Annotated in this window: 16 protein-coding genes and 6 tRNA genes; 16 read left to right on the top strand and 6 right to left on the bottom strand. The window is 41.3% G+C overall.

All coding sequences use genetic code 11. The features are described from left to right. The first annotated feature begins 18 nt into the window (after positions 1-18). From PAND9192_RS20580 to luxS, 11 genes are all read left to right on the top strand, one after another. Positions 19-95, top strand: a tRNA-Arg gene (locus PAND9192_RS20580). A gap of 51 nt (positions 96-146) precedes the next feature. Then, positions 147-223: transfer RNA gene (locus PAND9192_RS19750), tRNA-Arg, on the top strand. 51 nt (positions 224-274) lie between these two features. Continuing rightward, positions 275-351: transfer RNA gene (locus tag PAND9192_RS19745), tRNA-Arg, on the top strand. Positions 352-402: 51 nt separating this feature from the next. Next, positions 403-479, top strand: a tRNA-Arg gene (locus tag PAND9192_RS19740). 51 nt (positions 480-530) lie between these two features. Then, positions 531-607 (top strand) — tRNA-Arg (locus PAND9192_RS19735). 50 nt (positions 608-657) lie between these two features. Beyond that, a tRNA-Arg gene (locus tag PAND9192_RS19730) sits at positions 658-734 on the top strand. Positions 735-1,011: 277 nt separating this feature from the next. Then, complete coding sequence (locus PAND9192_RS19725; RefSeq protein ID WP_087855084.1) at positions 1,012-1,458, top strand: YqaA family protein; 447 nt, start codon at positions 1,012-1,014, stop codon at positions 1,456-1,458. Positions 1,459-1,471: 13 nt separating this feature from the next. Then, positions 1,472-4,324, top strand: a complete 2,853-nt coding sequence (locus PAND9192_RS19720; protein WP_087855083.1) for a M16 family metallopeptidase — start codon at positions 1,472-1,474, stop codon at positions 4,322-4,324. Positions 4,325-4,475: 151 nt separating this feature from the next. After that, on the top strand, positions 4,476-6,062 hold the full coding sequence (gene gshA, locus PAND9192_RS19715; RefSeq protein ID WP_087855082.1) for a glutamate--cysteine ligase: 1,587 nt from the start codon (positions 4,476-4,478) through the stop codon (positions 6,060-6,062). A gap of 81 nt (positions 6,063-6,143) precedes the next feature. Further along, complete coding sequence (locus PAND9192_RS19710) at positions 6,144-6,749, top strand: transglycosylase SLT domain-containing protein (RefSeq protein ID WP_087855081.1); 606 nt, start codon at positions 6,144-6,146, stop codon at positions 6,747-6,749. A 71-nt stretch (positions 6,750-6,820) separates the two neighbouring features. Next, positions 6,821-7,339: an S-ribosylhomocysteine lyase gene (gene luxS, locus PAND9192_RS19705; protein ID WP_087855080.1), complete on the top strand. Its 519-nt coding sequence runs from the start codon at positions 6,821-6,823 to the stop codon at positions 7,337-7,339. 76 nt (positions 7,340-7,415) lie between these two features. Here luxS and PAND9192_RS19700 read toward each other — a convergent pair whose 3' ends face one another. Together PAND9192_RS19700 and PAND9192_RS19695 are read right to left on the bottom strand one after the other, a co-directional pair. Then, positions 7,416-8,744: an HlyC/CorC family transporter gene (locus PAND9192_RS19700; protein ID WP_087855079.1), complete on the bottom strand. Its 1,329-nt coding sequence runs from the start codon at positions 8,742-8,744 to the stop codon at positions 7,416-7,418. Between the two features lie 121 nt (positions 8,745-8,865). Further along, positions 8,866-9,663 (bottom strand): cytochrome C assembly family protein, encoded by a 798-nt coding sequence (locus PAND9192_RS19695; protein WP_087855078.1) that lies wholly within the window; start codon positions 9,661-9,663, stop codon positions 8,866-8,868. A gap of 209 nt (positions 9,664-9,872) precedes the next feature. Here PAND9192_RS19695 and ffh point away from each other — a divergent pair, with 209 nt between their 5' ends. The 5 genes from ffh to rplS all read left to right on the top strand — a co-directional run bounded on the left by ffh (position 9,873) and on the right by rplS (position 13,391). Then, complete coding sequence (gene ffh / locus PAND9192_RS19690; protein WP_061000708.1) at positions 9,873-11,240, top strand: signal recognition particle protein; 1,368 nt, start codon at positions 9,873-9,875, stop codon at positions 11,238-11,240. A 170-nt stretch (positions 11,241-11,410) separates the two neighbouring features. After that, on the top strand, positions 11,411-11,662 hold the full coding sequence (gene rpsP, locus PAND9192_RS19685) for a 30S ribosomal protein S16 (protein WP_061000710.1): 252 nt from the start codon (positions 11,411-11,413) through the stop codon (positions 11,660-11,662). A gap of 29 nt (positions 11,663-11,691) precedes the next feature. Beyond that, the gene (gene rimM / locus PAND9192_RS19680) at positions 11,692-12,225 is read left to right on the top strand and encodes a ribosome maturation factor RimM (protein WP_061000713.1); all 534 of its coding nucleotides are present in this window, start codon (positions 11,692-11,694) and stop codon (positions 12,223-12,225) included. Positions 12,226-12,253: 28 nt separating this feature from the next. Continuing rightward, positions 12,254-13,000: a tRNA (guanosine(37)-N1)-methyltransferase TrmD gene (gene trmD, locus PAND9192_RS19675; RefSeq protein WP_061000715.1), complete on the top strand. Its 747-nt coding sequence runs from the start codon at positions 12,254-12,256 to the stop codon at positions 12,998-13,000. 37 nt (positions 13,001-13,037) lie between these two features. Beyond that, positions 13,038-13,391 (top strand): 50S ribosomal protein L19, encoded by a 354-nt coding sequence (gene rplS / locus PAND9192_RS19670; protein ID WP_036793356.1) that lies wholly within the window; start codon positions 13,038-13,040, stop codon positions 13,389-13,391. A 69-nt stretch (positions 13,392-13,460) separates the two neighbouring features. Here the strand turns inward: rplS and asrC are convergent, their stop codons facing one another. Genes asrC through cobA form a run of 4 tightly spaced genes read right to left on the bottom strand, consistent with a single transcriptional unit; the run spans position 13,461 to position 17,196 of the window. Beyond that, a complete protein-coding gene (gene asrC, locus PAND9192_RS19665) occupies positions 13,461-14,474 on the bottom strand; it encodes a sulfite reductase subunit C (protein WP_087855077.1) in 1,014 nt (337 codons plus the stop codon). Positions 14,475-14,483: 9 nt separating this feature from the next. Next, positions 14,484-15,317 (bottom strand): anaerobic sulfite reductase subunit AsrB, encoded by an 834-nt coding sequence (gene asrB / locus PAND9192_RS19660; protein ID WP_087855076.1) that lies wholly within the window; start codon positions 15,315-15,317, stop codon positions 14,484-14,486. Continuing rightward, complete coding sequence (gene asrA, locus PAND9192_RS19655; RefSeq protein ID WP_087855075.1) at positions 15,310-16,371, bottom strand: anaerobic sulfite reductase subunit AsrA; 1,062 nt, start codon at positions 16,369-16,371, stop codon at positions 15,310-15,312. Before asrA ends, asrB begins: the two co-directional genes overlap by 8 nt. 15 nt (positions 16,372-16,386) lie before the next feature. Continuing rightward, positions 16,387-17,196, bottom strand: a complete 810-nt coding sequence (gene cobA, locus PAND9192_RS19650; protein ID WP_234999229.1) for a uroporphyrinogen-III C-methyltransferase — start codon at positions 17,194-17,196, stop codon at positions 16,387-16,389. Between the last annotated feature and the right edge of the window lie 198 nt (positions 17,197-17,394).

Below are 17,394 nucleotides of genomic sequence, written 5' to 3'. Positions count from 1 at the left end.
CTGTTACACCGATTTAGTGCGCGCGTAGCTCAGCTGGATAGAGTACCTGGCTACGAACCAGGCGGTCGGAGGTTCGAATCCTCCCGCGCGCACCATTATTTAAAAGTAATAAGCCTCAATGCTTGTTGCTGTTACACCGATTTAGTGCGCGCGTAGCTCAGCTGGATAGAGTACCTGGCTACGAACCAGGCGGTCGGAGGTTCGAATCCTCCCGCGCGCACCATTATTTAAAAGTAATAAGCCTCAATGCTTGTTGCTGTTACACCGATTTAGTGCGCGCGTAGCTCAGCTGGATAGAGTACCTGGCTACGAACCAGGCGGTCGGAGGTTCGAATCCTCCCGCGCGCACCATTATTTAAAAGTAATAAGCCTCAATGCTTGTTACTGTTACACCGATTTAGTGCGCGCGTAGCTCAGCTGGATAGAGTACCTGGCTACGAACCAGGCGGTCGGAGGTTCGAATCCTCCCGCGCGCACCATTATTTAAAAGTAATAAGCCTCAATGCTTGTTATTGTTACACCGATTTAGTGCGCGCGTAGCTCAGCTGGATAGAGTACCTGGCTACGAACCAGGCGGTCGGAGGTTCGAATCCTCCCGCGCGCACCATTATTTAAAAGTGATAAGCCTCATGCTTGTTACTGTTACACCGATTTAGTGCGCGCGTAGCTCAGCTGGATAGAGTACCTGGCTACGAACCAGGCGGTCGGAGGTTCGAATCCTCCCGCGCGCACCATCATTTAAAAGCTCAGCTTAGGCTGGGCTTTTTTTATGCCCTCATTTTAGTCTCGATACTATTTCTGCGTTGTTTGATCATAATCTTCTTATTTATCTTAGCACTATGTTGCAGTTAACAGCCTTGGTATCACTATTATCAGTGTTAAAGAAAGATTAAATAACAGACTATTTATAGGCTTAGTATTATTATCAAAACCAAATAATTTGTACTATTGTAGCTAGGGTTTCGCGCTGCATTACGTCTTTAAAGCATCAACTTATGAGATAACAGCTCGATGACAGAATTAATCAATGGTGATCTTGGGTTATGGGTACTGTTTGCGACCGGTTTTTTAAGCGCGACGTTATTACCCGGTGGTTCAGAAGCTAATTTAATTGCCGCTTTAAAAATGGGGGATAACCCGGTTTGGCAAATTGTGGCGGTGGTGACAATCGGTAATACCCTTGGTGGACTGACTAATTATTGGTTAGGTTTATTATTACCGAATAAAACGATAGATAATAAACACAGTAATAAAGCATTATTATGGCTAAAGAAATACGGTTACTGGAGCTTATTATTAAGCTGGATGCCAATTGTTGGTGATCCATTATGCTTAGCGGCTGGGTGGTTGCGCATGCGTTTTTGGTGGTGTGCGGTCGCTATTTTTATTGGGAAAATGATACGCTATATTGCTCTAGCTGTGATTGTGCTAGGGCTATTTCCCGGATTATCAGTGTAAGGAATGTATTAACGTGCAAAAGTGGGTCTTAAGTGCTGCATTGCTGTCATTAGCGGGTTGTAGTCAATGGAGTGAACATGGCTCTGTAAATGATAGCTTACCGCAAGGGGTTAAGTTTATCGAGCAGGTAAAAGCAGTGCCTGGCAAGGCGGTAATACCTTACAGTAAATATCAATTAGCCAATGGGCTCACGGTTATTTTGTCACCTGATGATTCTGATCCATTAGTGAATGTTGATGTCACTTATCATGTTGGTTCGGCACGCGAGCAGCAGGGAAAATCTGGTTTTGCTCACTTCTTTGAGCATATGATGTTTCAAGGTTCAAAGCATGTTGGTGATCAGCAGCATTTCAAATTGATCACAGAAGCGGGCGGTAATTTAAATGGCAGTACTAACCGTGATCGCACCAATTATTATGAAACGGTTCCAGCCAATCAACTCCAAAAAGTATTGTGGTTAGAAGCTGATCGGATGGGGTTTCTATTGGATGCTGTATCACAGCGTAAATTTGAAATTCAGCGTTCAACGGTTAAAAATGAGCGTGCACAAAATTTTGAAAATCGCCCTTATGGAATGATTTATGAAAAAATGGCTGAAGCGCTATACCCACGTAGCCATCCATACTCATGGCAAACCATTGGTTATGTTGAAGATCTTGATCGCGTTGATGTAAACGATCTTAAAGCCTTTTTCCTGCGTTGGTATGGGCCTAATAATGCGACGTTAACCATTGGCGGTGATATCAATAAAGTTAAGACACTGGCATGGATCAATAAATACTTTGGATCGATTCCACGTGGTCCTGAAGTGAAAAATGCCCCTAAGCAGCCAGCTAAAATCGCCCATAATCGCTTTATTACTCTGCAAGATAATATTCAGCAGCCAATGCTAATGATAGGTTGGCCAACGGCTTATCTAGGGGCGAAAGATCAATCATCATTAGATATGCTTGGACAAATTATTGGTAGTGGTACTAATAGTTTATTGTATCAAAAGCTAGTCAAAACTGGCGCTGCTGTCGATGCTGGTGCTTTTCAAGATTGTGCTGAATTAGCCTGTACTATGTATGTCTATGCAATGGCACCCAGTGGTAATCAGGGCAATTTAAAACAGCTACGTACTAAAGTGATGGCGGTAGTTAATGGCATTAAAACCCAAGGCATTAATCAGCAGCAATTAGATGAGATCAAAGGCTCAGCTGCGGCAAGTGCGATTTATGGCTTGCAAAGCGTAGCGGGTAAGGTTTCACAGTTGGCGGCTTATCAAACATTTTTTGGTGATCCTAATTATTTACCCACGGAGCTAGCTAACGTTAATCGTGTCACGACCAAAAGTGTGATGGCTGTTTATAATAAATACTTATATCAGCAGCCAAGTGTGAGCTTAAGTGTGGTTCCTAAAGGAGAGCTACAGTTAGAAGCTGCACAGCCAAACTTTACGCCTGCGCCACGCCACTTACCCGCTCACCATAAAATTGCCGAAAAAGATTTAGCTTATCGTAGTGTTACTGATGACTTTGATCGCAGTGTAATGCCACAAGCATCAACGCCAGTGAAAGCGCTAATGCCAAGCTTATATGAGTTTACGTTAGCCAATGGCATTAAGGTTATTGGCACTGAATATAAAGAAACGCCAACCATTACTTTGCAGCTAAGTGTACCAGCAGGGCGTCGAGTTGAGCCTCAAGGTAAAGCGGGATTAGCACAACTTACTGCTGCAATGATGAATGAAGGTACTGCTAAATTAACTGCAGAGCAGATGGCATCTCAATTAGATACTTTGGGCAGTAGTATTACCGTTAATGCTGGATTGTATAATTCGACCATCTCGTTAACGACGTTGACTAAGCATTTACCGCAAACATTGGCATTATTTGAGCAACGGTTATTACAGCCTAAATTCACAGAGTCTGATTTTAAACGTTTGAAAAAACAAATGTTAGAAGGCATTGTCTATGAACATCAAAGTGCGGAATGGTTAGCCAATCAAGCCACTCGTGACGTATTGTTTAAAGGCACCGTATTTAGCCGCCCAGCAGATGGCACTCAAGCATCAATTAAAGCAATTACCTTGCAAGATGTTAAGAATTTTTATCAGCGTTATTACACGCCAAATGGCGCAGATATTGTGGTGGTAGGTGATATTAAACAAGCTAATTTAGACACTGATCTCGCGCCATTAGCTGCTTGGCAAGGTGCGCCGAAACCAACCTTTATCACACCGACACTGCCGACGTTATCACAACAAGCAATTTGGTTAGTCAATAAGCCTCATGCACCGCAAACAGTGGTGCGCTTAGTACGTCAAGGGATGGCATATGACGCAACGGGAGAATTATTTAAAACCCAACTGGCGAACTTTAATTTAGCGGGTAATTTTAATAGTCGTTTAAATTTAAACTTACGTGAAGATAAAGGCTATACCTATGGTGCTGGCGGTTATTTAACCGGAGGGCGTGAAATTGGCATTGCCAGTTTCTATGCACAGGTGCGAGCTAATGCTACTTTAGCTGCGATAAAAGAATTCATGGCTGAATTAAAGCGTATCAGTAAGAGTGGATTAACGGCTAAAGAAGTGAAATTTATGCGGTTAGCGGTTGGTCAACAAGATGCGTTAAGCTATGAAACCCCATCCAAAAAAGCAGCATTACTTGGCACTATTTTAAGTTATAACTTAGCCCCAAATTTTGTGACTCAACGTAATCATATTGTGGCGACAATAACCAAAGCTGAAATGGACAATTTAGCGCATAAATGGTTTAACCCTAAAGATTATCAAATCATTATTGTCGGTGATGCAAAGACATTATTACCGCAATTAAAGACCTTAGGTTTACCTATTCATCAATTGGTACTGAATCAGTAAAATACTCACTAAAGTAACAGCTTTTATTAAGTAAAGGCTGTTACTGTGTAGTAACTATGTTTCACAATTATTAATACTATAAAGCATGGTAATCGTGGTTAATAATGATTACCCTGTTTTCTTCAATTGGATAAAAATGAGTATGGCCTTCATGACTTTTTCCGAAAGGTTGCAACAGGTTGCTAATAACCCAGAAGCCTTAACACAGTTAGGGCGTGGTCTTGAGCGTGAGTCTTTACGTATAACAGAAGATTTAAAAGTATCTTCATTGCCACATCCAAGTGCTTTAGGTTCAGCACTAACTAATAAATGGATCACCACCGATTTTGCTGAATCATTACTAGAATTTATTACGCCGGTTTCGCGTGATGTTGATGATCTACTTGCACAATTAGACGATATTCATAAGTTTTCATTAAGCCATATGGCTGGCGAGCGCTTATGGCCGATGTCTATGCCATGCTTTGTTGGTGATCAGGATGAGATTGAGTTAGCCCAATACGGCAGTTCTAATAGCGGCCAAATGAAAACCCTTTACCGTGAAGGTCTTAAGCGTCGTTACGGTAGCGTGATGCAGATTATTTCTGGCGTACACTTTAACTTCTCATTTCCTGATACGTTTTGGGATAGCTTGTTTGGTGAGCAAACGGAGTTACAGCGCCAAGATTCAGTATCTGACGCCTATTTTGCATTAATTCGCAACTACTACCGTTTTGGATGGCTAATTCCGTATTTGTTTGGTTCATCACCAGCATTATGTGGTTCATTTATTCAAAACGAAGCCTTGAAAGCCTCTTTTGAAAAAGTAGGTAAAGGGACCTACTTTTTAGAGAATGCTACCGCATTGCGATTGAGTGATTTAGGTTATACCAATAATGCGCAAAGCTCGCTAAAAATTGGCTTCAATAATATTGAGCAATACCTTACTGGGCTAAATAGCGCAATTCATACTCCATCAGTAGAGTTTGCGAAATTAGGTGTGATTGTTGATGGTAAACGTCAACAGCTTAATAGTAATGTGTTACAGATCGAAAATGAGCTATATGCACCAATAAGACCTAAACGTGTCGCTAAAAGTGGTGAAAAACCATCTGAGGCATTAAAACGTGCTGGGGTGGAATACATTGAGGTTCGATCATTAGACGTTAACCCATTTAGTCCAATTGGTATTGATGAAGATCAAGTGCGTTTTCTTGATTTGTTCTTAACTTGGGCGGTATTAACCCCATCACCTGAGATGACGGATTGTGAATTAGCTTGTTGGCGTGATAATTGGAATAAAGTGGTTGTTGATGGCCGTAACCCACAATTGGAGCTAAAAATTGGCTGCGATGGTGAAGAGTTACTGTTAAAAACATGGGGTCAACGTGTGTTTGCAGAGCTTGAGCAAGTTGCAATCACGATAGATAAGCTCCATGGCGATAGTAAATATCAGCAAACGTGTCAGCGTTTACTAAGCTGGATCAATGATCCACAGTTAACTTTTTCAGCTAAATTGCTTGAACAAATTAAAGCCTTCCAAGGGATTGGGGCGGTTGGTGATCATTATGCGACTGAGCATGCTAAGCGATTGGCTCTGCAAGATTTCCGTTTTTATGATCAAGCAACGTTTGAGCAAGAAGTGGCAGCATCAGTGATAAAGCAACGTCAAATAGAACAAAGTGATACATTGTCATTTGATGATTTCTTAGCCGACTATTTTGCTGATGTTGATGTGGAAATTCCAACCCTCAGCTAATAAGTCATGGTATGAAGCTGACACTTTTAAGTGTCAGCTTTTTTTTGATCTATATTCATTGTTAATAAGATAGGAACAATAATGCGATTACGTGTACGGTTGTTGATGCTGACTGTTGTAACTGTGATTGTCAGTGGTTGTGCAACACCGCCACCAAGCAATCAATCAAATTTATGCAGTATATTTAGACAATATCCAGATTGGTATGAAGATGCTGTTGATATGCAGCAAAAGTGGGGCACACCGATAAATGTTGCGATGGCGATTATGAAACAAGAAAGTAGTTATCGTCACGATGCGTTACCACCAAAAGATTATATGTTGGGCTTTATTCCATGGGGCCGAGTAAGTAGTGCTTATGGTTATGCACAGGCACAAGATCCAGCCTGGTCTGACTTTCAAAAGCATACTGGCCATGGTGGCTCACGTAGTGATTTTGGTGATGCGATGCAATTTATTGGCTGGTATACCCATGAAACCCAGCGTCAATTAGGTGTTTCTAAATGGAATGCCTATGCTCAGTATCTAGCCTATCACGATGGACGTGGTGGTTATAAGCGTGGCACCTATCGCCGTAAACCGTGGCTAATGAAAGTAGCACGTAAGGTTGAACAGCAATCGAAAAATTACGGTTGGCAGTTAAAGCAATGCCGAAAAGAGCTCGATGCCAATAAAAGTTGGTGGTAGGTTAGTTGTAAGTAGCACTATATAACGGAAGTGTTAGGCGTTATTTTTATTTAGACAAGGAGAAGTAAGCAATGCCATTACTTGATAGCTTTACTGTCGATCACACCAAAATGCATGCACCTGCAGTCAGGATCGCAAAGACCATGCAAACCCCTAGCGGTGATACTATTACCGTGTTTGATTTACGTTTTTGTCGCCCCAATGCTGATATTCTCAGCGAGCGTGGTATTCATACTTTAGAGCATTTGTATGCTGGATTTATGCGCCAGCATTTAAATTCTGACACGGTCGAAATTATTGATATTTCACCTATGGGCTGCCGTACTGGTTTCTATATGAGTTTAATTGGTTCGCCGACAGAACCACAGGTTGCCAGCGCATGGTTAGCGGCAATGACAGATGTGTTGGCGGTTGAAACTCAGGCGCAGATCCCTGAGCTCAATGAGTATCAATGTGGTACTTATAATATGCATTCACTTGATGAAGCAAAAGCGATTGCAACAGCGATTATTGATGCTGGCATCGAGGTTAATAAAAACGATGCTCTGGCGCTGCCTGATACGATATTACAACAATTACAGGTTAAATAAGCCGTTGCTTTAAGAGTAAAAAAGCCACCCAGTGTAAAAATCACGGGGTGGCTTTTTTATTGAGACAGATCAGCGGTTAATTATTGGTGCTTGGCGATTGAGTCTCTTGCTCGGTGTCAGTTTCAGTATCAACGTCAGTGGTGCTGTGTGTAGGTAACACTTTAACTAACTTAATCATATTGCCAGAAACATCAATAATTTCCATTTTGTGGCCATTAATATCTACTTTAACTTTTTCTTCTGGAATATATTCTAAATGTTCAAGAATAAAGCCGTTTAATGTCCGTGGACCATCAGTGGGAAGTTGCCAATTCAAGCTCTTATTTAAATCACGAATATTGGCACTACCTTCAATCAATAGGCTACCGTCTTTTTGTTGGGTAATTTCTTCTGCCAGTGTTGGTGCAATTGAAGTAGTAAATTCACCTACGATCTCTTCTAAAATATCTTCAACGGTGATCAAACCTTGAATATCGCCGTACTCATCCACAATTAGACCAATGCGCTCTTTATTGCGTTGGAATTTTAGTAATTGAATATTGAGCGGTGTGCCTTCAGGGATGAAATACACTTCATCAGCAGCACGGAGTAAGTTCTCTTTACTGAAATCATTTTTATCCATCATTAAACGGTAAGCTTCACGTACACGAAGCATACCAACCACTTCATCAATGTTGTCGCGATATAACACAATTCGTCCATGTGCAGAGTGGCTTAACTGACGCACAATCGATTTCCAATCGTCATTGACATTGATCGCTGCAATTTCATTACGTGGAATCATGAGATCTTCCACGGTGACATTTTCTAAATCAAGAATTGAGAGCAGCATATCTTGGTGACGACGAGGAATTAGAGAACCTGCTTCGTTAACAATAGTACGTAATTCTTCTGAGTTAATATTTGAAGCGCTATCGTTATTTTTTTTGACACCGAGAATAAACAAGAAGCCATTTGTTATGCCATTAACAAACCACACTAATGGATAGAGTAGCTTCATTAAAATATTCAGTAATATGCTACTAGCGTAAGATATTTTTTCAGGGTGTAGAGCGGCAACAGTTTTTGGTGTTACTTCCGCAAACACCAAAATAACAATGGTCAAAACGGCAGTTGCAATAGCTACGCCTGCATCACCATAGAGACGCATACCAATAATGGTCGCAATTGCCGATGCAATAATGTTAACTAAGTTGTTACCGATCAGAATTAAACCTAATAAACGATCAGTACGTGAAAGAAGTTTCTCAACGCGTTGAGCCCCTTTATGGCCTTGACTGGCAAGATGGCGCAACTTATAGCGATTGAGGGTCATCATTCCGGTTTCAGAGCTTGAAAAATAAGCTGAAATGATGATCATAAGAGCGAGTAAAGCAAATAATAAGCCTGTGGAAATTTGGTCCAAAGGGGCAGTCCTTAACAGATTAACCAAGTATTGTTAGTCATTGAATAACTAAACAATAATGTATAAAACAGTAGTAATTATAAAAACAAGTGTAGCAATAAAATTCGTCGTTGCAGCTTAACTAGCTACCAATGATAACTTCTTTGACAAAACGGCTACCGAAATAGGCTAATGTCAGTAAAAATGCACCGGCTAAGCTAAACCAAACCACTTTACGTCCACGCCATCCTTGACGGTAATGACCCCATAATAATACGCTGTAAATAATCCAAGCAAGCAAGGATAAGACCGCTTTATGGGCTTTGCCTTGAGCAATAATGTCGCCAATAAAAAAGTAGCCACTGATTAAAGTGACAGTTAATAAACCATAACCGACAATAATGATCTTGAAAAGTTGGCGCTCTACCATCATTAATGGTGGAATGTTAGGATTAATCTGTAAGCTTTTTTTGCGCTTTAACTTATGATCAAGCCAAGCCAGTTGTAACGCGTACAGCGTCGCTATCATTAAGGTTGAATATGAGAACAATGCCAGAGAAATATGGATTAATGCTTGCGGTTGTGCTTCTAAATGGGTAATAAAAGCACCCGGTAGCATAGTAGCAGCAAATAAATTAATGGCTGCGAAACTATAAACAACCGGTAATAAAAACCAAATCCGCATTTTTAAGATTGCAAACGTGGTTAAACTGGCAACAATAACGCTAATCAGTGATGCAACGTTAAGGATGCTAAGGTTTTGGCCTGATGCTCCAAAGATAAGATCTTTAAGTAATAGCAAGTGTAAGGCAATAGCAATAATGGCAGTAATAAACACCGGTTGGGTTTTAATGCCGTTATTACTGGTAAGCCCTGGGACAACAAGCAGTAATGCAATGATATAAAAGCATACTGCAGGGATGGCAATTAGCATGTCCATAGTCAACCAGATAGCTCCTTTAGTAACGAATAGCTATTTTTAATATTTAGAAGCAGCAATTATACCCTGCTCAAACCTTCGTCGCCAATGTAATCCCAAAAAGAGCTGTGGGTTTACATGAAAGACCAAGCTTTTTTGCGGTATACTTGTAGCAATTTTAATAATTTTGCAATTTTTGATTGAGTTGCGTAACGAGCGAGTAGCACCACATGTTCGAAAATTTAACCGAGCGTTTATCGCGAACGCTAAAAAATGTCAGCGGCCGTGGTCGTCTTACGGATGACAATATAAAGGATACTTTGCGTGAAGTTCGGATGGCATTACTCGAAGCCGACGTTGCGTTACCTGTAGTTCGTGAATTTGTTAAGCGCGTCAAAGAGCGAGCTGTTGGCACTGAAGTATCAAAAAGCCTTACCCCTGGCCAAGAGTTTATTAAAATCGTTCAAGCTGAGCTTGAAGCTGTTATGGGTGAAGGTAATGAAGCGCTTGATTTAAGTTGCCAACCACCGGCAGTGATCTTAATGGCCGGCCTTCAAGGTGCGGGTAAAACCACCAGTGTTGGTAAACTAGGTAAGCTCTTAAAAGAGCGTGATAAAAAGAAAGTCTTGGTTGTGTCTGCCGACGTTTACCGTCCTGCGGCAATCAAGCAGTTAGAAACGCTAGCTGCTGATGTGGGTGTAGATTTCTTTCCTTCAACGGTTGAGCAAAAACCACTAACCATTGTAAAAGCTGCATTAGAGCACGGTAAAACCAAGTTCTATGACGTAGTGATTGTCGATACTGCAGGTCGTTTGCATGTCGATGAAGAAATGATGGATGAAATTAAAGACGTCCATAAAGCATTAAATCCAGTCGAAACGCTGTTCGTGGTTGATGCCATGACGGGTCAAGATGCGGCGAATACCGCCAAAGCATTTAATGATGCCTTACCACTGACCGGTGTTATCTTAACCAAGGTTGATGGTGATGCGCGTGGTGGTGCAGCGTTATCTGTACGCCACATTACTGGTAAGCCAATTAAATTTTTAGGTATTGGTGAAAAAACTGATGCTCTAGAACCGTTCCATCCCGATCGTGTTGCTTCACGTATTTTAGGTATGGGCGACGTTTTATCGTTGATCGAAGATCTAGAACGTAACGTTGATAAAAAAGAAGCAGAGAAATTAGCCAAGAAATTTAAAGATAAAAAAGGCTTTGATCTTGAAGATTTCCGTAGTCAGCTTCAGCAAATGAAAAACATGGGTGGCATGATGGGTATGCTTGATAAGCTGCCAGGGATGTCACAATTACCAGGTGATATGAAAGATAAAGTTGATGATAAAATCTTCGTCCAAATGGAAGCTATCATTAACTCAATGACCAAGGGTGAACGTGCTCGACCTGAGCTTATAAAGGGCTCACGAAAGAAACGTATTGCTGCCGGTTCTGGTACTCAAGTACAAGATGTAAACCGTCTATTGAAGCAATTTACCCAGATGCAAAAGATGATGAAAAAGATGCAAAAGGGCGGAATGAAGAATATGATGCGCCAAATGAAAGGCATGATGCCTGGTGGCGGTATGTTCCCAGGACGCTAATAGTCTGATTTTTAATGGTTTTAAAGCTTTTATTCTACTTAAACGGTGAAAAAGTAACTAAAGCAGTTGCATTCGCCGCTCCAAAGGGTAAAATTCCGAGGCTTTATTTTGGCACGGACCTCGTTATTATAGCGGGGTCATTTATTTTACAGTAATGCAAAGAGGACGATATGGTAACCATTCGTTTGGCACGTCACGGCGCTAAGAAGCGTCCATTCTATCAAATCGTTGTTGCTGACTCACGTGCTCCACGTGACGGCGCAAACATCGAGCAAATCGGTTTCTTCAACCCACTAGCTAAGGGTCAAGAAGAGCGTTTACGTTTAGATCTAGATCGCGTAAACCACTGGTTAGGTCAAGGCGCATCTACGACTGACCGTGTAGCTAAACTAATCAAAGACGCAGCTAAAACTGCAGCTTAATTAGTGCTAATTAGGTACAGAGAAAAACGATGAGTATAAAAGACCAAGACCACATTATTGTCGGTAAACTGGGTGCCACCTACGGTATCAAGGGTTGGCTCAAAGTTTTTTCCTACACCGAACAATCTGAAAGTATCTTTTCCTACACTCCTTGGATGATTAAAATCAAAGGTGAGTGGAAAGAAATCCATGTTGAATCATGGAAACGTCACGGCCAAGGTCTTGTTGCTAAGCTAGAAGGCATGGATATCCGCGAGGATGCTCAAGTTTTCACTAATGCAGAAGTAGCAGTTTTGGCTGATCAACTACCCGCACTGTCAGATGAAGAATTTTACTGGCGTGAATTGTTTGGTATGTCAGTTGTCACCACCGAAGGTTACGACCTAGGTAAAGTCACTGATATCCTGGAAACAGGTTCAAACGATGTGTTAGTTGTGAAGGCGAATCTAAAAGATGCTTTCGGACAGAAGGAACGTTTAATCCCGTTCCTCGATGAGCAGGTCATCAAGTTGATTGATCGCACTGCTCAGCGGATCGAAGTTGACTGGGATCCTGACTTTTAACCTCTAGGTAAATTAAGCGAGTGAACATATGTGGGTTGGAGTAATCAGTCTTTTTCCTGACATGTTCTCTTCCATTACCAATTTTGGGGTAACAGGCCAGGCGGTAAAAAAAGGCCTTTTGACTGTTGATACGTGGAATCCTCGTGATTTTACGCATGACAAACATCGGACGGTGGATGATCGACCGTACGGTGGTGGACCGGGCATGTTAATGATGGTGCAGCCTTTGCGCGATGCTATTCATACTGCTAAAAAGTCTGCAAAAGGTTCGGCTAAAGTAATCTACCTTTCACCTCAAGGCCGTAAGCTGGATCAAGCTGGTGTTGAGGAGTTGGCTCAAAATGAGAATCTGATTCTTATTTGTGGTCGCTATGAAGGGGTTGATGAGCGCATTATTCAACAAGAGGTAGACGAAGAATGGTCTATCGGTGATTTTGTGTTAACGGGTGGCGAATTACCCGCCATGACGCTAATTGATGCAGTGGTTCGGTTTGTTCCGGGCGTACTGGGTGATTTTGCGTCAGCAGAAGAAGATTCTTTTGCAAATGGTTGGTTAGATTGTCCTCATTACACCAGACCTGAATTGTTGGACGGACAAGAAGTACCTGCGGTATTAATGTCTGGCAATCATAAAGAGATTAGTCGCTGGCGATTAAAGCAATCGTTAGGCCGTACATGGCTGAGAAGACCAGAGCTCCTGGAAAACCTAGCTCTGACTGACGATCAGGAATTCTTGCTCGCGGAATTTATTCGCGAATATAAAGCAAGCATTTAATTAAATTAGTATCAGTTTATTCTAGGGTATATACCAAATGAGTAACATCATTAAAGCTCTTGAGCAAGAGCAACTAAAAACAGACCTACCAACTTTCGCACCAGGTGACACTGTTGTTGTTCAAGTTAAGGTAAAAGAAGGTGACCGTGAGCGTCTACAGGCTTTTGAAGGCGTTGTAATCGCAATCCGTAACCGTGGTCTACATTCAGCATTTACTGTTCGTAAAATCTCGAACGGTGAAGGCGTTGAGCGTGCGTTCCAAACTCACTCTCCAGTAGTTGATAGCATTACTGTTAAACGTCGTGGTGCAGTACGTCGTGCCAAGTTGTACTACCTACGTGAGCGTTCTGGTAAATCAGCACGTATCCGCGAGAAGCTTACTAAGAAATAATAAGCGTCTGACGTTTATCGAAAAGCCCACCTTCATGGTGGGCTTTTTTTTGGTTATACAATCACACAATCAATGATTGTTTGAGGTGAGATGAATATTGGCAACATATTCTTCTTCTGACCAGTAAATACGTTCTGCAACTTGTGCTTCTGGATTTAATGTTACTTCGCGTAATACACGCTCTTTGAATTTGTGATAGCCTGCTCGGTCAATTAAGTGGCCCATATGAAGGTAAATAGGTGTGCCTTCAAGCATTTCTTTTTCAAATTCAAGTAAGTTACTGATCACTTGATGAATTACATCTTCTGTGACCCAGTTTAAAAACGTTTTACCTACACGCGGTGTTTTCTTTGATGTCCGTCCACCAAGTTTAACCATATAAAGTTGTTTAGAATCGCGTTGCCATGCCAATGTTGGGCAAGCTAATACACACTCACCACAGCCAATACATTTACTCTCTTCTTTCACCGCTTTACCATTTTTCAATGATAAACAGTTAACTGCATGATGTTGACAAGCACGCACACAAGCGCCGCAACCAATACAGCGTTCTGGTGTAAAGTTAATTTTAGCTATACCTAAAATACCAAAGTCAGCCATATTGGCTTTTGCACAGTCGTTAGGACAACCAGCTAATACTAACTTTAAGTGGTAAGGTTGTGGATAGATATGGTGTTCTAGTCGTTGTGCTAAACCCGTAGTATCGGTATTTGCTTTTTGGCAAATACGGCTACCTTGGCAAGCGACAATGTTACGTCCGGCAATACTTTGGTAACCCACTTTGGTATCTTCAATCTCAATACCACATAACTCAACTGTAATATCTTTTAGAAATGGCTCTAATGCGGCATTCACTTTAGCGATATTTTGATAGCGTATTCCAGGCATCGCAAGTTTTTGACGTGTTGTTAAATGGATGATCCCATTGCCGTATTTCTCTGCGATATGCTGCGCTGTTGATAATAAATAAGCAGGCATAATACCGCCGGGAATACGTACACTTATCATGCACTCACCACGTACTTTTGATAGGCGATAGTCACCTTTAGCACGAGTTTTAATGATATCGATATCTAATCCCATGATGTTCTCCTAATCGACCAAATTCTCAGCTTCATCAAAACGAAATACAGGGCCATCAATACAGACGTATTTTTCGCCCATACGACAGTGGCCACATTTACCAACGGCACAAGCCATACGGCGTTCGTAATCGACCCAAATTTGTTGTTTGGTGAGGCCTTCTTTTAACAGTGCTTGTACTGCAAATTTGATCATAATCGGTGGGCCAACCACAATTGCTTGGGTATTAGCGAGATCAGACAGATCTAGTTTGTCGATATGTGCGGTAACTAAACCAAGATGAAATTCTTCATCTTTTTCACCTTCATCTAAGGTGGTGATGAGGTTTTGACGTTCACGCCATAATGGCATTTCATCACGGTATAAAACAGCCTCTTTATTTTTAAAGCCGAGGATCATATCCATACCGTTCACTTTTTGTGGGTGTTCAGAGAAGTGACGCATTAGACCTTTAACTGGAGCAACACCCGTTCCGCCAGCGATAATAATTAGGTGGCGATGGTGATAGTGCTCTATTGGATAACCATTACCATGAACGCCACGCATCCAAACATTGTCACCGACATTGAGTTCAAATAGGCGATTGGTTACTTTACCGACATTTCGAATCAATAAATCAACGTAATTATCACCGCAGTCAGATACTGAAATTGGCGCTTCACCCACCATGGGGAGCGAGACTTCAACAAATTGCCCTAGTTTGGCGTCAAAATCTTTAGCAACACGAAAGTTCCATTCAAGTTCAGTGTGTTTAGTGATAGCCAAAATAGGATAAGCTTTTGGAAGTAGAATATTTTTATGATCACCGCAGCTACATTGGTGAGTGGTTGCTTGACTAGACATCAGCTTTCTCCTTTTGACGATCAATGAGGTGTTGTTCGACAATATCGGTCATACGATTAACGATGGTAGTAAAAGAAATATATTGTGGGCAGCGATCATCACAACGACCACAACCGACACACATATGGTTAGTACCTTCACGTGCCTTGTAGTCATTAACTTTATGCAGCGCACGATAACGTAAACGCTCACCGGTTTTTTCACGGAATTTATGACCGCCAGCCATGTTGGTAAAGTCACCTGTCATACAGCTGGCTTGTTGACGGCGGCGCTCACCTTGAGTTGGATTTTCATCATAAGCAACATCAAAGATGCTGTGGCAACTACACGTTGGACAAGAGGTAGTACAACGACCGCAACCAATACAGCGGCTGTTGTATTGTGCCCAGCTTGAATCGTTTTGTAGGATCTGTCTGATGAGGTTAGGATCATCACACACTTGGTCAGGAGTCCGTACTGTTGTTGGGTTAGACTGAACAAATTGTGGTTGATAGTCCGTTTCTGTACCAACGGTTTCAAATAGCGTTTTTAAGCTATTATCGTTGATGTGAATATGAACACCATTATCACTAAATCGAACTGCAGCATCGTAATTGTCAGTTTGGTTGGTACCCATTGAAACACAGAAACAGTTCTCAAAACTTGAACGACATTCGAGCAGAATAAGCTTGAGTTTTTTACGTTTCATTTCGTAGTAGTAATCTGCATTACCACCATTTTTCAAATACATATAATCAAGACGCTTCAACGCATGAATATCACAGCTACGAAGGAAAAGTAGGGTCGGTCTTGGATCGATATGGGACTCTCTTAATTCATCACCATTAAAGTAGAACAGGGTTTCAGTGATAGGCAGTACCACTTCTTTAGGTGAAAAATGAGATTTTTTCTTCCACACGATTTGTTCTGCTGATTTCACTTCTTGGTAAACTAGGTTATCGGTGTGAGCAAAACGGCCGCCAAAGTGCTCATAGGCGGGTGCCATAATTTTGTATTGCGAGCCGAGCTGACGAAAGACGTCATTCAACTCATCTATACTGAGATATTTTTCCATAATTAGTAGCCTGTGTTAGTAACATTTGATATCACGAAGCAAAGTGTTGTGGATTTGATGGTGATAGGTAATTACATCGCCAACCACGATAAGTGCGGGACTTGGTAGAGTATGCTTCGTAAGTTGTTCGGGGAGCTGAGCTAAAGAGGTGATGAGCTGACTTTGGCTTGGTGTTGTACCTTGGCTAATAATGGCGACAGGAGTTGATGCTGGCATACCATGAAGCATTAATTGTATTGCAATTTGCTCAGCTCGATTAAGCCCCATATAAAAAACTAAGCTATGCTGTAATTCGACTAATGCTTGCCAATTAATTTGATGAGTATCTTTTTGACTATGTGCAGTTATCGCTGTAAATCCACGTGAAACTTGGCGATGGGTTAATGGAATACCGCTATAACTACAGCACCCCATTGCAGCAGTAATACCAGGGATAATGACATACTGGATATTATGTTGTTCTAGAAAGAGTGCTTCTTCTCCACCACGGCCAAAAATAAATGGATCCCCGCCTTTTAGGCGGCATACTCTTTTGCCTTTTCTAGCATATTTGAGTAATAGCTCATTGATAGTTTGCTGTGAGGTCGCTTGCCCATTACAACGTTTACCAACAGCAATAGCGTGACTTTGCTTAGGAAATAGATCAATGATTTCTGGCGAAACAAGGAAGTCATACAAAATAATATCGGCATTGAGAATGCAGTTTAAAGCTTTAACAGTGAGTAGCTCTGGGTCACCAGGTCCAGCTCCGACTAATGACACTAATACCGTGTCATGCTGGTTATCATTGCTAGTAACAATATTATTCTTAGGAGGGTTTTGCATGATTAAGCACTATAAAAAGAACATCATTTTTATAGATTAAAGAATGCTTGAATGTTTAAAAATTCATTCTTTTTGATCTTAATGTTAAGTTATTCTTAATATAGATATTAATTGGTTTTGGTTTGATTGATATCAATAAAGGTGCATAAAAAACCAGTGGTGAACACTGGTTTTTTCATACACTTATTTTGTATATTA

Source organism: Photobacterium andalusiense, assembly GCF_900185625.1.
Lineage (GTDB): Bacteria > Pseudomonadota > Gammaproteobacteria > Enterobacterales > Vibrionaceae > Photobacterium > Photobacterium aquimaris.
Note: the sequence above shows the minus strand (reverse complement) of the source record. Positions and strands in the feature narration are given on the sequence as shown.